Source organism: Pseudomonas corni, from assembly GCF_057128765.1.
On the sequence record NZ_JBSKHW010000001.1, the window covers coordinates 193,565 to 209,220 of the forward strand.

The 15,656-nt window shown below is 59.3% G+C and carries 13 protein-coding genes; 5 read left to right on the top strand and 8 right to left on the bottom strand.

Annotation, left to right across the window (positions count from 1 at the left end):
* Window positions 1-290: 290 nt before the first annotated feature.
* Window positions 291-1,034: a phosphatase PAP2 family protein gene (locus ACWKV9_RS00830; protein WP_483834194.1), complete on the bottom strand. Its 744-nt coding sequence runs from the start codon at window positions 1,032-1,034 to the stop codon at window positions 291-293.
* Between the two features lie 246 nt (window positions 1,035-1,280).
* Between ACWKV9_RS00830 and colR the strand changes: the two genes are divergently transcribed.
* The 5 genes from colR to ACWKV9_RS00855 all read left to right on the top strand — a co-directional run bounded on the left by colR (window position 1,281) and on the right by ACWKV9_RS00855 (window position 5,043).
* On the top strand, window positions 1,281-1,964 hold the full coding sequence (gene colR / locus ACWKV9_RS00835; protein WP_483834195.1) for a two-component system response regulator ColR: 684 nt from the start codon (window positions 1,281-1,283) through the stop codon (window positions 1,962-1,964).
* The gene (locus tag ACWKV9_RS00840) at window positions 1,954-3,234 is read left to right on the top strand and encodes a sensor histidine kinase (RefSeq protein ID WP_483834196.1); all 1,281 of its coding nucleotides are present in this window, start codon (window positions 1,954-1,956) and stop codon (window positions 3,232-3,234) included. The genes colR and ACWKV9_RS00840 overlap by 11 nt, the downstream gene beginning before the upstream one ends.
* Window positions 3,235-3,426: 192 nt before the next feature.
* Window positions 3,427-4,095 carry a class I SAM-dependent methyltransferase gene (locus tag ACWKV9_RS00845; protein ID WP_483834197.1) on the top strand — a complete coding sequence of 223 codons (669 nt, stop codon included), beginning with the start codon at window positions 3,427-3,429 and terminating at the stop codon, window positions 4,093-4,095.
* A 4-nt stretch (window positions 4,096-4,099) separates the two neighbouring features.
* The gene (locus ACWKV9_RS00850) at window positions 4,100-4,819 is read left to right on the top strand and encodes a lipopolysaccharide kinase InaA family protein (protein WP_483834198.1); all 720 of its coding nucleotides are present in this window, start codon (window positions 4,100-4,102) and stop codon (window positions 4,817-4,819) included.
* Window positions 4,816-5,043: a hypothetical protein gene (locus ACWKV9_RS00855; RefSeq protein ID WP_483834199.1), complete on the top strand. Its 228-nt coding sequence runs from the start codon at window positions 4,816-4,818 to the stop codon at window positions 5,041-5,043. The genes ACWKV9_RS00850 and ACWKV9_RS00855 overlap by 4 nt, the downstream gene beginning before the upstream one ends.
* 147 nt (window positions 5,044-5,190) lie before the next feature.
* On the opposite strand, the gene ACWKV9_RS00860 is transcribed toward ACWKV9_RS00855, so the two are convergent.
* The 7 genes from ACWKV9_RS00860 to ACWKV9_RS00890 form a co-directional block, all read right to left on the bottom strand.
* Window positions 5,191-8,247, bottom strand: coding sequence for a multidrug efflux RND transporter permease subunit (locus ACWKV9_RS00860; protein WP_483834200.1), 3,057 nt, complete (start codon window positions 8,245-8,247; stop codon window positions 5,191-5,193).
* Between the two features lie 14 nt (window positions 8,248-8,261).
* A complete protein-coding gene (locus tag ACWKV9_RS00865) occupies window positions 8,262-9,410 on the bottom strand; it encodes an efflux RND transporter periplasmic adaptor subunit (protein WP_483834201.1) in 1,149 nt (382 codons plus the stop codon).
* Window positions 9,411-9,587: 177 nt separating this feature from the next.
* Entirely contained in the window at window positions 9,588-10,685 is a 1,098-nt protein-coding gene (locus ACWKV9_RS00870) for a DUF1513 domain-containing protein (protein WP_483834202.1), read from the bottom strand.
* A 1-nt stretch (window position 10,686) separates the two neighbouring features.
* Window positions 10,687-11,751, bottom strand: coding sequence for an imelysin family protein (locus tag ACWKV9_RS00875; protein ID WP_483834203.1), 1,065 nt, complete (start codon window positions 11,749-11,751; stop codon window positions 10,687-10,689).
* A gap of 48 nt (window positions 11,752-11,799) precedes the next feature.
* The gene (locus tag ACWKV9_RS00880; RefSeq protein WP_483834204.1) at window positions 11,800-13,227 is read right to left on the bottom strand and encodes a di-heme oxidoreductase family protein; all 1,428 of its coding nucleotides are present in this window, start codon (window positions 13,225-13,227) and stop codon (window positions 11,800-11,802) included.
* 137 nt (window positions 13,228-13,364) lie between these two features.
* Window positions 13,365-13,904 (bottom strand): hypothetical protein, encoded by a 540-nt coding sequence (locus tag ACWKV9_RS00885; protein WP_483834205.1) that lies wholly within the window; start codon window positions 13,902-13,904, stop codon window positions 13,365-13,367.
* Between the two features lie 236 nt (window positions 13,905-14,140).
* Window positions 14,141-15,484 (bottom strand): imelysin family protein, encoded by a 1,344-nt coding sequence (locus tag ACWKV9_RS00890; RefSeq protein ID WP_483834206.1) that lies wholly within the window; start codon window positions 15,482-15,484, stop codon window positions 14,141-14,143.
* Window positions 15,485-15,656 lie beyond the last annotated feature (172 nt).

Below are 15,656 nucleotides of genomic sequence, written 5' to 3' on the forward strand. Positions count from 1 at the left end.
GGGCATGGATGCCCGTTCGGCGCGTCCCGGCGGAGCAATGCCGGAGCGAGGGAACCCGACGAAGGAGGGCCGGACACGGGAGCGAAACGGTTTGGTTACTTTGCCAAGACAAAGTGACACGCCGTAAGGGCGGAACCGATATCAGCCACACCATAAACAACGGATATACACCTAATCGAGGTACACCCGACACACCGCATCGCGACCGTCGTAACCTCCGAATGCCCCTACAGGGGACCGCGTCACCCGCACACTGGAACCGATATCAGCAGCACCATGGAATTGCGGGCTCAGGTAGATAGGGGCTCAGCGTCCAGCACTGCAGATTTCCTGAGCGCCGGTCGATAAAGCACTGCGTAATAAGCCCCCAGACAAATCAACCAGCAAAACACCGCCGTCCAGATGTTGTGGGAGAAAAAGTGCGCCCCTTGCAGCATCCGACCAACAGAAAAAACAGTCCCCAATCCGAAGGCGAGCACCAACCCAGCCTTGGCCAGCTTCGGCTTGCGATCCCGGAAAACAAAAAACAGCGCAAACAACGTAAAGCCCGTCGCCGCATGTCCTCCGGGCCAGCAGCGTCCGGGTTTGTCAGTCGCAGGGCGCGGGCTGAGCAGTTCGCTGTAGGTTTCCTTGCCGCCGAACTCAGTCAGGCTCCACGGGCACTGCACCGAAGTCACCACCTTGACCGGCGTCACAAAGCTGGTCGACAGCGCCATCGATAACACCAGACACCCCAACTCACGGCGCCATGGCTTAAGCCGTTCGAGGAAGAAAGCGCCGACAAAACCCAGCAGCGACAACACCGCCATTGCAATCACCACCTGCTTGGCGCGGTCGTGCAGTACGTTTTCCAGAAAGTAGCTGTGACGGCCAATGAAGTCGCCCGCCAGCGGGTCATAGGCCAGTTTCGCAATGTCCATGTCCAGCGACGTCAGTTCGAGCAACATTAGAACGATAGCGGTCACGGCCGGGATTCCCAGGCACACCCACAGATTGAGCGGGCGTGATTCAGGCCGTTGGAGGGCTGTTGGCATGTGTAATCCAGAGACAATGTCGGTAAGTGCTCGGATGCGAACCGAGGGAAGGCGGCAGAATGGGCGGATCGCTGTCACCAAGCTGTGAATCAGGAGTGAAAAAAACGTTATGCGATGCGGCGCTTTCCCTACGGCCCACTTCGCCTTAAGCTGCCGCCAACTCTGAACCGTCGCCCGCGCTTGCAGTTACCTCCCTGCGTGGCACAAAGGCTCAGGCCGTACCCTGCATATGGAGAACGTGCGCCCATGCGAATTCTGCTGGTTGAAGACAACCGCGACATCCTGGCCAATCTGGCCGATTACCTGGGGATGAAAGGCTACACCGTCGACTGCGCGCAGGATGGGCTGTCCGGACTGCATCTGGCGGCGACGGAGCATTACGACCTGATCGTGCTCGACATCATGCTGCCGGGTATCGATGGCTACACCCTCTGCAAGCGCCTGCGTGAAGACGCGCGTCGTGACACGCCTGTGATCATGCTCACTGCGCGCGACCAACTGGACGACCGTCTTCAGGGTTTCCGCTCCGGCGCCGACGACTACCTGCTCAAGCCCTTTGCCTTGTCCGAACTGGCCGCGCGTATCGAAGCGGTGCTGCGTCGCGCTCAAGGCGGCGGCAAGCGTACCTTGCAGGTCGCTGATTTGATCTACGACCTGGACACCCTCGAAGTCACCCGCGAAGGGCGTTTGCTCAAACTCAACCCTGTCGGCCTGAAGCTGCTGGCAGTGCTGATGCAGAAAAGCCCCCACGTGTTGCGTCGCGAGATTCTTGAGGAAGCGCTGTGGGGCGATGACTGCCCGGACAGTGACAGCCTGCGCAGCCACGTTCACCAATTGCGTCAGGTGATCGACAAGCCATTCGCCAAGCCGCTGCTGCAGACGGTCCATGGTGTGGGCTATCGCCTGGCCGAGGGCCGAGATGGAGTTTAAGCAAAGCCTTGCCCAGCGGATCATCATTGCCTTCGCCTTAATGAGCGCGTTGGTGGCGGGATCTTTTGCAATGGGCATCGTCGCAACTGTGCATTTGGTGGAAGAGAAGCTGATATCAGCAGGCCTGGGGGGCGACCTGACGCGGCTGCTGTTGATGGACAACGTCAGCGACTGGAGCCACCGTCCTGAGCCTGACCAGCTGTTTTATTTCAGCGGCGGCCCAGGTGACTTCGATCTGCCCAAGGATTTGCGCCATCTGGAGCCCGGCTTTCACGAAGTCTTCCGTGGCCCCTTGTCTTATCACGCGATGATTGAGGTGGTAGACGGCCGTCGTTACGCCCTGCTGCAGGACCAGAGCGACTTCGAAGAGCGCGAACGGGTGCTGTTTGCCGTGGTGCTGGTCGGTTTCGTACTGGCGTTGGCACTGGCGGTTTTTCTCGGCTGGATTCTCGCCCGTCGCGTCATGGCGCCGGTGGTGCGGCTTGCACGGCAGGTTCGCCATCGCGATCAACTGCTCGGGCTGGCGCCGCCATTGGCACCCGATTACGCAGCGGATGAGGTAGGCGAGCTGGCCGTGGCGTTCGATGCCACTTTGGGTCGGCTGCGTGATGCCCTGACCCGCGAGCGCATGTTCACCAGTGACGTCAGCCATGAACTGCGCACGCCGTTGATGGTGCTGGCTAGCTCCTGTGAATTGCTGCTGGAAAATCCCGCCCTTGATCAGCGCGCCAGGGCGCAGGTTGAGCGCGTTGCGCGGGCGTGCGAGGAGATGCGCGATCTGGTGCAGACCTTCCTCATGCTGGCGCGCACCCAGCGCGACGATGCTGGAATGACCCCGCAACTGACGCTGCAAGCTGCCGCCGAGCAGTTGATTGCGTTGTGGCGTGAGCCGATTGAATCCAAAGGCCTGAAGCTGATCTACGCGCCGAGCGAGGCGTCCGGCAGTTCCTACAACGCGACGTTCCTATACGCGGTCATGGGTAACCTGTTGCGCAATGCCCTGCATTACACCGACAGCGGATTCATTCGCCTGACCTTGCACAGCGAAGGGTTCATCGTCGAGGACAGTGGCGTGGGCATTCCAGAAGAGAAACGCGAGGCCATGTTCAAGCCGTTCGTTCGGGGGAGTGAACAGCGCGGTGAAGGTTTGGGCCTGGGGCTATCACTGGTGCAGCGCATTTGTGAAAACCAGGGCTGGACCGTCAGTCTGGAAACCATGGAACCCAACGGCTGCCGTTTCAGCGTGGAACTGAAGATCGCCACCGACTAGAAATGCCGCTTAAAGGGCAAATCGCGGATAAATATGCCCGGTTTCTGACGAACTGAACTCCGCCTTCCTACAACGGACGGTAAAACCTCGTAACATTTGCCTGACCAACGTGACATTTTTTTCACGTAAGCATGACCTGAAGATGACGCCGCGCTGCCTAACTTGGGCGCAGATATTTTCAGGAGCAACATCATGAGCAAGCGAATAGAGCTGGATTTTTCGCGCAAATATGACCGAGACCACGCGCAAAAATATTTGCACAAGCATAAGGACGGATTGGCCAGGACGCTGTCTCATCGTCGCGATGAGCAACTGGCCAGGCGTGCATTGGCGCTGGCAGGTGAGCCTGGGTTAGTGATGGACCTGCCTTGCGGTGCCGGACGTTTCTGGCCGCTGCTGGCCGAGAAAACCAACCGGGTGATCATCGGCGCCGACAATTCGGCCGACATGGTGGCCATGGCCTGCAAATCGCAATCGCCGGAAGTGGTGAAAAGGGTACGGCCCTTGCAGACCTCCGCCTTTGCTATCGATATGCCCGACAATGCTGTGGACAGTATTTTCTGCATGCGGTTACTCCACCACGTTGGTGAACCGCAGCATCGGGCAACTTTATTGAAGGAGTTTCACCGGGTTACGCGTGACAGCGTGATTATCTCGCTGTGGGTGGATGGCAACTTCAAGGCCTGGAAACGCAAGCGTGCAGAGCGCAAGCGCCAGCAAGAGGGTTACCAGAACCGTTTCGTGTTACCGGTGGACACAGTAGAAGCAGAATTTACGCAGGCAGGATTCCGCATCCAGGAGCGATTGGATTTCCTGCCGTTGTACGCCATGTGGCGTGTATATCTATTACGCAAGAGGTAACAGGATGGCCGTTGATTTCGTTGCAGACCTGGCAGTACCGGCCAAGGACCGCTTCGCCTATTTCTGGAATACGCGCGGGGAGTGGGTTGAAGAACCCAATCGGCGTCGCGGCGGAGAGAGTGGCGTGCAACGCGTCGTGTCGGAAAACGGTCGGCTGCTGTACGTGAAACGGCAAACCGGACATATCTATCGCAGCTGGCTCCACCCCTTCGGTCGCCCGACGGTATTGCGCGAGCGTGATGCCCTCGAAGGTTTGCGCCAACTGAACGTGAATGTACCGAAAATGGTGTTCTGCGGTGCCGAGCGTGACGAAAACAACGAATGGCGTGCGTTGCTGGTAACTGCCTCGCTGGATGGCTTCGATGAAATCGAAAACTGGTACGCCGCTGGTGGCCGCGAACGGTTTGGTGAAGAAGTCCATGACCGGATGCTTAAGGAGCTGGCGGAAAATCTGGCGCGCATGCACAAGGGCCGTTGGCAGCACAGTTGCATCTATATCAAGCACGTTTTTGTGCGGGTCACAGGGGAGGGCGCCAATGCCAAACCTGAGGTCGCGCTGCTCGATCTGGAAAAATGCCGCCGCCGTCTGACCGCGTACGGCGCTGCGCAACACGATATGAAGCAGTTGCGTCGCCACTCGTCGTTCAAGTCTGCAGACTGGAGCAAGCTGGTCTACTTTTACGAGACGGCGTTTGGCAGCCCTATCAAAGGTTTAGAGCGATGAAGTTAGAACTGGCTCGAGGTTTGTTTCTGGTAGGAGCGTTGGGGATTGCCTCTGTCGCGCTTGCCGCGTGGGAGCAGCCTCAGGCGAAGATTCTGGGTGCGGAACACGGTGAAGGCGTTTGCTATCTGCCACGCACCCTCAAAGCGGACGTCGCTGCGCGGCCCGATCATGATTTGCTGTTGTTGATGTACGGTCTGGCCCAAGGGTCCGGGCGACAAAACTGAACCCATCCTGACCAAAAGGCCCCGTTGATCGGGGTCTTTTTCGTTTGGCTGAAAAAGCTTTCGCGGGCAAGCGCGCTCCGACAGCGCGCGATTTTGGCAATCGCGATGTGTGATCTTGTAGGAGCGCGCTTGCCCGCGAAGCATCTGTCAGGCGCCAGCGATTTGGGACTCGGTCTGCGGTTGCTTATCCTTCGCCGCCAACAACGTATAAACGCACGGCAGCACGAACAGGGTAAACAACGTCCCCACCGACATGCCGGTCGCAATCACCATCCCGATATCGAACCGACTCACAGCCCCCGCGCCGGTCGCAAGAATCAACGGCACCATGCCAAACACCATTGCCGCCGTGGTCATCAATACCGGGCGCAGGCGAATCGCCGCCGCTTGCTCAACCGCCTCGCGCGCTGTAAAGCCCTTGTCCCGTCGTAGCTGGTTGGCGAACTCCACGATCAGAATCCCGTGCTTACTGATCAGCCCGATCAACGTCACCAGCCCCACCTGCGTGTAGATATTCAGCGTCGAGAGCCCAAGGAACAGCGGAATGAGCGCCCCGCAAATCGACAGCGGCACCGTCACCAGAATCACCAGGGGATCGCGGAAGCTCTCGAACTGCGCCGCCAGCACCAAAAAAATAATCGCCAGGGCCAACCCGAAGGTGACCCACAGCGCGCTGCCTTCCTGCACGTATTGGCGCGACGCGCCTGCGTAGTCGTAAGCAAAGCCCGCGGGCGCCTCTTCGCTGGCGATTTGTCTGACGAGTTCAATAGCCTCGCCCTGGCTCACCAGCGGGAATCCGGAGATGATCGCCGAGTTGAGCTGCTGGAACTGATTCAACTGGCGCGGCCGCGCCCGATCACTGACTGTGATCAGCGTCGACAGCGGCAGCATCTGCTCCTTGTCGTTCTTCACGTAGTAGTTGTTGAGCCAGTCAGGGTTGTCGCGAAACGGTCGCTCGACCTGCGCGATGACCTTGTAGCTGCGGCCCTCGATCGTGAAACGGTTGATCTCCGATTCACCCAGTAGTGTGGCCAGCGTGCCGCCCAGGTCCTGCATCGAAACACCCATCTGCGCCGCCTTGGCGCGGTCGATATCTACCACCACTTCCGGCTTGTCGAACGCCAGATCAATATCGAGAAAGGCGAATTTGCCCGACTCCTGAGCGCGCTTCTTGATCCGGTCGGCAACCTCCAGTAGCGCGGCGTAATCGTTGGGCGTATTGAGCACAAACTGAAACGGCAGCCCTTCGCCCGTACCCGGTAGCGACGGCAGGTTGAACCCGAAAATCTGCAGTCCGGTGATGTTTGCAAGCTTGGCCTGGACCTCGGGCAGAATCGCCATTTGCGTGCGACTGCGTTCGTCCCACGGCTTAAGCAGGAAGCCGCCGACGCCTGTCTGCACGCCGTTGAAACCGTTGATCTGGAACGAGGAGTAGTACTCGGGGAACGCTTTGAAGATCTCGATGAACTGATCGGTGTAGGCGTTCATGTAATCGAGGTTGGTCGGCTGTGGCCCGGTGGACATCATGAAAATAATGCCCTGGTCCTCATCCGGTGCCAGTTGCGATTGGGTGAATTTGAGAAACACCGGGATCAGGCACAGCACGATCAGCGCGAACACAATCACCACCGGCCGCGTGTTCAGCGTGCCGTGCAACACGCGCTGATAACGCACCTTAAGGCTTTCGAATACCGAATCGAGCTTATGCGCCAGGCCCGTGGGGTTCGGGTCGCGACGCAGCAGCAGAGCGCACATCATCGGCGATAACGTCAGCGCGACAATGCCGGAAATGATCACCGCCCCCGCCAGGGTCAGCGCGAACTCCTTGAACAGCGCACCGGTCAGCCCTTCGAGAAAGCCGATGGGCGCATACACTGCCGCCAAGGTGATCGTCATCGACACCACCGGCATGGCGATCTCCCGCGCGCCTTCCAGCGCAGCATTGAGCGGCGTCTTGCCTTCCTCGATATGCCGATGGATGTTCTCCACCACCACGATCGCATCATCGACCACCAAACCGATGGCCAGGACCATGGCCAGCAGCGTCAGCAGGTTGATCGAATAACCCATGAGCTGCATAAAGAACAGCACGCCGATCATCGACAGCGGAATGGTGATCACCGGGATAAGTACCGAGCGCAGCGCACCCAAGAACAGGAACACTACGACAATGACGATCAGCACGGCCTCGATCAGCGTCTTGACCACCTCGTTGATGGAAGCGGTGATGAACAGGGTAGCGTCGTAGGCGATGGACACTTTCAAGCTCGGCGGTAACTGGCTTTCCAGCTCCGGCATGATCCGGCGCACTTCCTTGATCACGTCCAGCGGGTTGGAACTGGGCGTGCCTTTGATGCCGATGTACACCGACGGCGTGCCATCGAACGAGCTGACGGTGTCGTAGTTTTCGGCGCCCATCTCGACCCGCGCGACATCTCCTAGCAGCACGCGGCTGTCGCCCACGGTTTTCAGCGGGATGGCGGCGAAGGTTTCCGGGGATTTCAAGTCAGTGGTGGCGTTGACGCTGGTCACCACGTATTCGCCCTTCACCTCGCCCGCGGCAGACAGGAAGTTGTACTTGCGCACGGCATCGGTGACGTCGCTGGCAGTCAGGCCGAAACCGGCGAGCTTGACCGGGTCCAGCCACAGGCGCATCGCGAATACCTGATTGCCAAGGATTTCAGCTTCGGCCATGCCGGGCAGGGTGGCGAGCTTGGGCTGAATCACTCGCGACAGATAGTCGGTGATCTGCGGATTGCCTAACTCCGAGCTGTAGAAACTGATGTACATCAGAGCCGAGGCATCGGCTGCTTCTTTGCTCAGCACCGGGTCTTCGGCGTCTTGGGGCAGCTTGTTTTTGACCTCGTTGGCTTTGGCCAGCAATTCGGTGAACAGCCGGTCGCTGTCCGAACCGATGCGCGCGTAGATGGAGATCACCGAGAAGTTTTGCCGGCTGACCGAGGTCATGTAGTCAATGCCCTCAGCGCTCGCCAGGCTTTGCTGCAACGGCTGGGTGATATAGCCCTGAATCGTCTCGGCATTGGCACCGGGGTAGGCGGTGGTCACGGTGATCAGCGCGTTTTCCATCTGCGGATATTGGCGGATGGTCAGCTTGTTGAACGCCTGGAAACCCAAAAGCACGATCAGCAGGCTGATCACGCAAGCCAGCACCGGGCGACGGATGAAAGGGTCAGTAAAGGCCATAGTCGATTCCTTGATCAGTCAACGCGCGGCTGGCTGGTTTGCCCAGGCAACGCAGGCTCGGTGCTGACGATCACATGGGCGCCGTTGTCCAGCTTGAGCTGACCGCCGCTGACCACTTGCTCCCCGGCTTTGAGTCCTTTGTTGATGATCACCTGACCGCCTCGCCGCTCGCCGGTCTCGACGAAACGTCGCTCCACGGCCAATTGCGGCTCGCCTTTGTCGTTCTTCTCGGGCTGGCCGTCAGCGTTCTTTTTCGGGACTACGACGTAGACGGAATTGCCATACAGCGTGTAGGTGATGGCGCTTTCAGGCAGCACCAGTTGGCGAGTGTCTTCGCCCAGTACTACCTGCAAGCTGGTGAACATGCCAGGCAGTAATTTGCTGTCCGGATTGGGTAGCGTCGCTCGTACCAACACGTTGCGCGTGGCGTCCTCGACCTTGGGGTTGATCGCGCTGATTTTCGCTTCGAACACCTGGCCTGGATACGCCGACACACTGACCTGCACCGCTTGACCTATGGCGAGTTTAGGCAAGGTCTGCTCGGGGACATAGAAGTCCGCATACAGACTGGTCAGGTCCTGCAATGTAGCGATGACGGTGCCGCTGGCGAGGTAGTCGCCGACGTCGACCTGACGAATCCCGATGGTCCCGCTGAAGGGCGCGAGGATGCGTTTTTTCGCCAGCGATGCATTGAGTTGCGCGACGGTGGCAGCGGCTTTTTTCTGGGTGGCGGCCAGCTTGTCGAAGTCGCCCCTTGAGATGGCCTGATCGCCCACCAGCTTGCTGCCGCGACCGTATTCGACCTGCGCCAGGCCAAGGTCGGCTTCGGCAGTTCCGAGCAGGGCCTTTTCAACATCACTGTCCAGTTGCAGCAGCGGCTGGCCGACTTTGACCTTCTGCCCTGATTCGAACTGCAGTGCCTTGACCGTGCCGGCGATTTCCAGGCTCAGGTCCACGCCTTGCAGCGCCTTGAGGCTGCCGATGGCGGGCAAACGACCTTGCCATGGCCGATCTTCGACAACCGCCACCGCGACGTTGATCGGTGGTTTAGGCGCGGTGAATTGCTGGATTTGCTGGTACACCGAAAACGCTTTGTAACCGCCCAGGGCGAGGACAACGATCAGAACAACGCCCAGCATGATCAGCATGCGACGACGCAACATATTTCACTTCCTTGCAAAACAGATGTCCGGTTCGACTCGCATCAAGTGTAGGAGCTGACGAGCAACGCGAGGCTGCGATGGCAGTATGTCAGGCGAAAGAATCGCATCAGACTCACTACCGATTCGCAGCCTCGCGTTGCTCGTCAGCTCCTACAAAAGGGCGCGGGATGTGTGCTTTCAAACTAAATGCAGATGGTTGTCCCACAACCCTGCCGGTAATGCCAGCGGCTGTGCGACCAACTCGGTTTGACGGCAGTCGTAAAAGCGGCAGCGGCCCTGGCCTGAGGTCACGACAAAGCCGTCTGCCGCAGCGCCGACACCTGCACAATCGGGCAGCGGCGCATCCACGCGCACTGTGCCAGTGTCCAGATCCCAGATGAAGAACCGGTTCCCTCGCGGGGCAGTCAACGCGACCAATCGTAGTTCACTGTGGATCGCCACGCTGGCGGTGTAATGCCCCATTGATTGCAGCTGCGCATCATCCATGGGAAATGCCATGAACGGCTGGCCGGGACGCTTGATTGCCAGCAACTGGGACGACTCATGACTGGCCCCCATGAACTGCTGCCCCGAGACAATCGTACCGTCGCTGGCAATCGCCAGATGACGCACGCTGTTCATCTGCTGAGGCAGCGTCTCTTTGCTCAACAGTGAGCCATCGCGTTGCATCAGGACCAGGCTTGGCTCCATGGCGTTGAGGTTCATCTCCACGCGGCTTTCGGCTTCGGTGCGGATGCCGCCATTGGCGACCACCAGCGTTTCGCCGTCCGGCATCCACGACACCTGATGCGGGCCGATGCCATGGGTGGAGATCTCCCCCGTGCGCTCTAGCCGGTCATCGACAAACCGGTAAACCCCCAGCAATCCGCGACCGGGATCGGTGGTGTCGTTCTCGGTGGTGTACAGCCATTCGCCGCTGTGGTGGATCACCGCGTGACCGTAGAAGTGCCGACTGGTCGGAGAAGTAATCGTCTGCAGCAGGCGACCATCGCGCACATCGATCAGGTAGCTCTCGGTGCCCGGCCTGCGAGCGACGAACAGCGCAATGGCAAGCTGAGGATGATTGATGATGTCGTGGCAGCGCTGGGCGACCTGCGTTGCAAACACCTGCGTACCGTCCACTCGATAACCCACGGCATAGTGCTGCCCGTTACCGTCGTCTCGGGCGGAAAGCAGCAGCGGGCTTTCATCTTTCTTCTTGAACAGCGTCCAGCCGCCCAAAGTACACGCGCTGAGTACGAGGCTCCCAAGAGCCAGTGCCTGGCGTCGCAACATATCAGTCACCGTCGTTGGCATTGAAGCCCAGTTGAATGCCCAGCGCCTTTGCCAGCTCGCCTTCGTGCAGGCGGTGGACCACGTTGAGGCTGTCGTAGAACGCATTGAGCTGCTGACGGCCTTCGTCATTGGCGAGCAAATCCACCAGTGGCGGCTTCAGGCCAGCCAGGAGTTTTCGACTGGCAGCGTAGGCCGCGTCGATCTTGTCGGCCAGTGGTTTCTGCTCGGCGGGCAATAGGCCGCGCAGGCCATGATTGTCGACCCCGGTCCAGACTGTTTCGGCGCTTTCAAGGCTCGCCTGCAAGCTGCCCAGTGACGATTTGCTACGCCATGCTTCTGCCTGGAATGGCTGCGGCACGCCTTTGCTCTGGCGGCCTAGCGGGGTGCCGAGCTTTTTCTTCAGCGTGTCTAGCGCGGTGACTTGCACCCGCAGCAACTCGGCGATGGCTTCGTGGGAATCTGCGTAGCGCGGGTTAGGAAACTTGCTCAGTTGGGCGAGCATGCCGTCGGCGGTGTTCCAGCCGTTGAGGATTTCCTCGGCCAGATTTTTCTGCCGCTCGCCAATCGCCATCAACAGTGGACAGTAGCGGGCTTTCTGCTCGGCATTGGCCATGTCGATCTCGGCGTCGAACAGGATGTATTCGTAAGCCGACAAGCCCTGTACCACGACACTGGATTTGGTCAGTGCCTCGGCGCTGATCTGCGGCTGGGCGGTGATCAGTTGCTCGACCTGACGCCCGACCAGGTTCTTCTTATCGGGCCAGAACTGCACTTGCCACGAGCGATTGCCCTCGGCCAACGGACCAATCAGCAAAGGCTGCAATTGCGCCCAGGCTCTTTGCGCCTGGAGGAAATCAGCGCGGGCCGTCTCAAGATCGGACTTGCCCTGGCAGAACGCCAACGCACTGACGGCCAATTGCCGGTCTGCGTCGACCCAGCGGCTGTAAGTCGGCAGGATCACCTGCTTGGCGATGGCGGCGGAAGTCACAGCCTGCGGGTCCGAAGGCGCGCATGCACCCAACGCGAGTGCGGCGAGGCTGGTGAGTAACAGCTTGGGACGGAACATGCCCGGCTCCTTTGTAGAAAACAGTTAAAAAAGATTGCAGCGAAACCCTTACAGCGAATTCAGAAACGCCAGCAGCGCTGCGCGTTGTTCTGCGTCGAACGCCAGTACTTGACGTTGCGCAGCCTGCGCCTCGCCGCCGTGCCACAGCACCGCTTCCATCAGATTGCGGGCGCGGCCGTCATGCAAAAACTGAGTGTGGCCGCTGACGACTTTTGTCAGCCCGATCCCCCACAACGGCGGGGTGCGCCATTCCTGACCGCTGGCCTGGAATTCACTGAGGTTGTCCGCCAGGCCTTCGCCCATGTCGTGCAGCAGCAAATCGGTATAGGGACGGATCACTTGATTGGCCAGCTCCGGCTCACTGGCATCCGGCCCGGTGGTGAACTGTGGCGTGTGACATTGCTGGCAACCGGCCTTGAAGAACAGATTTTTGCCCTGCAAAACTTGCGCATCGCCCGCGTCACGTCGCGCCGGAACTCCGAGATTGCGTGTGTAGAAGGTGATCAGGCGCAGGATATTGTCACTGACTTCCGGCTCACCCTCCGGCCCTTCGCCATTGGGGGCATTGAGGCAGTCGGTTTGCGCAGGCGTGCAGTCATCGTTTTTTTTCAGGCTGGACGTCAGGCCCATGTCGCCGGACAGTGCATGTGCGTTTTGCTGATTGATGCTCGGTTGCGCCGCTTTCCAGCCGAAGCGCCCGAGTACGGTTTTCTGTTGTGCGTCGTCCCACACCCAATTGGCCCGGCCTGAGATACCGGTGCCTTTTTTGTCCTCAGGATCGGCGTTGGCCAGAATCGCTGACACGGGAATCGCCTCCAGCAAACCAAGCCCGATCATGGGCGGTGCGATACGTGCCGAGGTACGGGTTTGCGGATGCATCGGGCCGTATCCCAACTGGGTAATCCGAAGGGTAGGGCGGCGCAGCTGGATTGGCGTGCCATCTCGAAAGTGTACTGTCATGGCGTCGTACTCGACCCGTACCTTGCCTTCGGGTGCAACGCCTGGGACCGCCATGTCTTGAAGTTGGGTGCCGTAAACAGGTTCGGGCTCTAGCCCAAGTTTTGAGATGTGTTCGGCATATTGCGCAGCGTCGGGAATGGACAGCCGGACCAGCATCGAAACCGCGTTACTGTCGCCCGCCTTGGGAGGGTGACCGCGACCGTCTTTGATGTGGCAGTTTTGACAGGCGTTGGTGTTAAACAACGGGCCGAGCCCATCGCGGGCGGTGGTGGTGGAGGGGGCAATGACCCATGGGCTGCGGAAGAAGCTATTGCCGACACTGAAATCCAGGCGTCGTGATGGCGACAGGTTGGCCGACGGCAGGGAGAAGGCGTTGCGATCAGACTTGGTTACCGTAGTGTCACCTGCCGAGCGATGCTCGCCCGGCTCAGCTGCGGTGAAACGCGGGGCGTCATCGCACCCGCTAATGGCTGCGGCCATCAGCAGGAGAAGCGTCAGATGAAACCGCGTGGTCATACACATCCTGCAAGGGCCGGAAATCAGGGCGAGCAAGCTTACCAGTCCGGCCTTTCATGAATAAGAGGGATTTGCGTTTAGCACCTCTCTGGCAATGTGTTGTTACCAATTACCCATTTCGAGTCCGCGCTACGCTTTCAAACGCCCACGATCTGTAGGGTCGGGTCTTCGATGATCAGCTGTATCAGGTGCTGTTCCCCCTGCGGGACCTTGTATGAACGGTAATCGCCCACCTTATCGAGCTGACGCTCGCGCTCGCGTACAGCCAGCTCCTTGGCTCGTGCGTCGCCATAGAGTTCGACCCGAAACGATTTGGTCACGCTGCTGCCGTTACGCAAGGTCGTGCGTGCCACCCAATAGGCGACGCCGGTGTAACAGCGGTAATGCACGCCCGGAAAGCCGCTGGTGTTGGTGCTGATGATGCGCTGACGAATGTCGCGGCTGAGCTTGGGCAGGTTAGCCAGCATCAATTTATCGCGACAGGCATCGGCGGCTTCGCGAGCAGGCACCTCTCCGCCGTAACGTGAGAAAGAAAACAGCCGATTGAAGACCTTTCCGTCGCGGTAAATGGTGACCTTCCATGCCCGCGGCCCGCTTGCTCCTTTCAATAAGTGAATGCCGTAGTCGTTGTGATTAACGTCTTTGACGATGCGCCTTTTTCTGCTTTTTTTTGGCACTGGCTGTCTCCCTTCTGATGGGGTGGATCAAGAAAGTGCAAATCATCGACGGGGTAATTTCAGCGTTCAATCCGACATCGGATGATTGGGAAATGCCCTACACAAGTTAGAGACGTCTCCGGTAATTCCCGATTGGGAGAGGGTGTGCAAGCCACCTTTCAGGCACAAAAAAGCCGGCCCTGATGAGGGCCGGCTTTGGTTTCAAGCGTGGAGTATTGCCAGTGCGAACGCCGGGATCAGAACTCGTGATCGGCGTTATCAGGGTTCAGATCAGTAATGCCCAGTTTGCCAGCAGCCTGCTCAATCGCGCCGGTCTGCTTGACCAATGCACCGATGGCGTCGCGCACCACCTGATTGCCTGCAGTGTTGCCCGCAGCGATCAGTTGATCGAAGTGCTCGCCCTTGTTGGCGTGATCGACAATGGCTTGCAGTTTGGCCTGAGTGGCGTCCAGATCTGCGCGCACGGCGGTGTCGGTGGCTGCGTCGGCTTTGGCGACCAGCGAAGAAAGGCTTGGACCGGTCATTTTGGTGCCATCGACCCGGGTGTACTCGCCCAGGTAAACGTTGCGGATGCCAAGACCATTGTAGAAATGCGAGTTGTGGGTGTTGTCGCTGAAGCAGTCGTGCTCGTCTTCGCTGGAGTTGGCTTCCAGTGCGACCTTCATGCGCTCGCCCGCCAGTTCGCCCAGTGACAGGCTGCCCATGCCGAAAAGCATTTTGCGCAGGCCGCTTTCACCTGATTCGGCTTCCAGCGAAGCGCGATAATTGTCGGCGACGCCCGGCTTCCAGTTGTTGACCATTTCTTCCAGGTCGCTCACCAACAGGTCGGTGACAGATTTCAGGTAAGCGCGGCGACGATCATTGTGGCCGCCGGTGCCGCCTGCGCCTTCGACGTAATCGCTGGCCGGGCGCTCGCCTGCGCCAGCCTCGTTGCCGTGCAGATCCTGGCCCCAGAGCAGGAACTCAATGGCGTGGTAGCCCGTGGCGACGTTAGCCTCGGAGCCGCCCAGCTCATTTAGGCTGGCGAGCTTTTCGGGGGTGATTTCCGTGACGTCGACTTTGTCTTCGCCAACCTGCACCGACTTGTTGGCGATGATGTTGGCCGTGGCGCCCGGATTGCCCAGTGCGTGTTGGTAATCCTTGGCGACGTAGTCGATCAGGCCTTCGTCCAGGGGCCAGGCGTTAACCTGTCCTTCCCAGTCGTCGATGATGGTGTTGCCGAAGCGGAAGACTTCGCTCTGCATGTACGGCACGCGGGCCGCGACCCAGGCATCACGCGCAGCTTTTAGCGTTTGGTCATTCGGGTTGGCGAGGAAGGTATCGATGGTGGTGCGCAGGGTTTTGGCAGTTGATTCGGCGTCGCTGAACACGGCAAAGACCATGTTGGCGTAATTCGCGACCACGGCCTTGGTGGCGGCATCGTTGGTCTGTGCTGGTGCTGCTGCGGCTGGCGCTGTAGTCGCGGCGGCAGGGGCCGGGGTTGGCGCTGCAGCGGCGGGCTTGTCTTTGCCCTCGCCACAACCGGCGAGCGAGATAGCAATGGCCAACAGACTAGCGGTTGCCAGGGGCATACGAATCATGACGGAATCCTGCGTCGAGAGAGTAAGAACGGCGGCATGCGCCAGAAAAGCTGCGACATAATGCGAAAGATTTGCATTCTGTGTAAAGGCGATTTGCCCGGAGGCAGGCGGGGAGGTATTTCAAGGTGTAACAAAGGTTTTCATCAGGATTACGGAGGGATCTCTGTAGGAG

What these genes read in the sequence shown, in the direction of transcription:
- ACWKV9_RS00830 (WP_483834194.1), bottom strand. Translation starts at nt 1,034, where the DNA reads ATGCCAACAGCCCTCCAACGGCCTGAATCACGCCCGCTCAATCTGTGG.
- colR (WP_483834195.1), top strand. Translation starts at nt 1,281, where the DNA reads ATGCGAATTCTGCTGGTTGAAGACAACCGCGACATCCTGGCCAATCTG.
- ACWKV9_RS00840 (WP_483834196.1), top strand. Translation starts at nt 1,954, where the DNA reads ATGGAGTTTAAGCAAAGCCTTGCCCAGCGGATCATCATTGCCTTCGCC.
- ACWKV9_RS00845 (WP_483834197.1), top strand. Translation starts at nt 3,427, where the DNA reads ATGAGCAAGCGAATAGAGCTGGATTTTTCGCGCAAATATGACCGAGAC.
- ACWKV9_RS00850 (WP_483834198.1), top strand. Translation starts at nt 4,100, where the DNA reads ATGGCCGTTGATTTCGTTGCAGACCTGGCAGTACCGGCCAAGGACCGC.
- ACWKV9_RS00855 (WP_483834199.1), top strand. Translation starts at nt 4,816, where the DNA reads ATGAAGTTAGAACTGGCTCGAGGTTTGTTTCTGGTAGGAGCGTTGGGG.
- ACWKV9_RS00860 (WP_483834200.1), bottom strand. Translation starts at nt 8,247, where the DNA reads ATGGCCTTTACTGACCCTTTCATCCGTCGCCCGGTGCTGGCTTGCGTG.
- ACWKV9_RS00865 (WP_483834201.1), bottom strand. Translation starts at nt 9,410, where the DNA reads ATGTTGCGTCGTCGCATGCTGATCATGCTGGGCGTTGTTCTGATCGTT.
- ACWKV9_RS00870 (WP_483834202.1), bottom strand. Translation starts at nt 10,685, where the DNA reads ATGTTGCGACGCCAGGCACTGGCTCTTGGGAGCCTCGTACTCAGCGCG.
- ACWKV9_RS00875 (WP_483834203.1), bottom strand. Translation starts at nt 11,751, where the DNA reads ATGTTCCGTCCCAAGCTGTTACTCACCAGCCTCGCCGCACTCGCGTTG.
- ACWKV9_RS00880 (WP_483834204.1), bottom strand. Translation starts at nt 13,227, where the DNA reads ATGACCACGCGGTTTCATCTGACGCTTCTCCTGCTGATGGCCGCAGCC.
- ACWKV9_RS00890 (WP_483834206.1), bottom strand. Translation starts at nt 15,484, where the DNA reads ATGATTCGTATGCCCCTGGCAACCGCTAGTCTGTTGGCCATTGCTATC.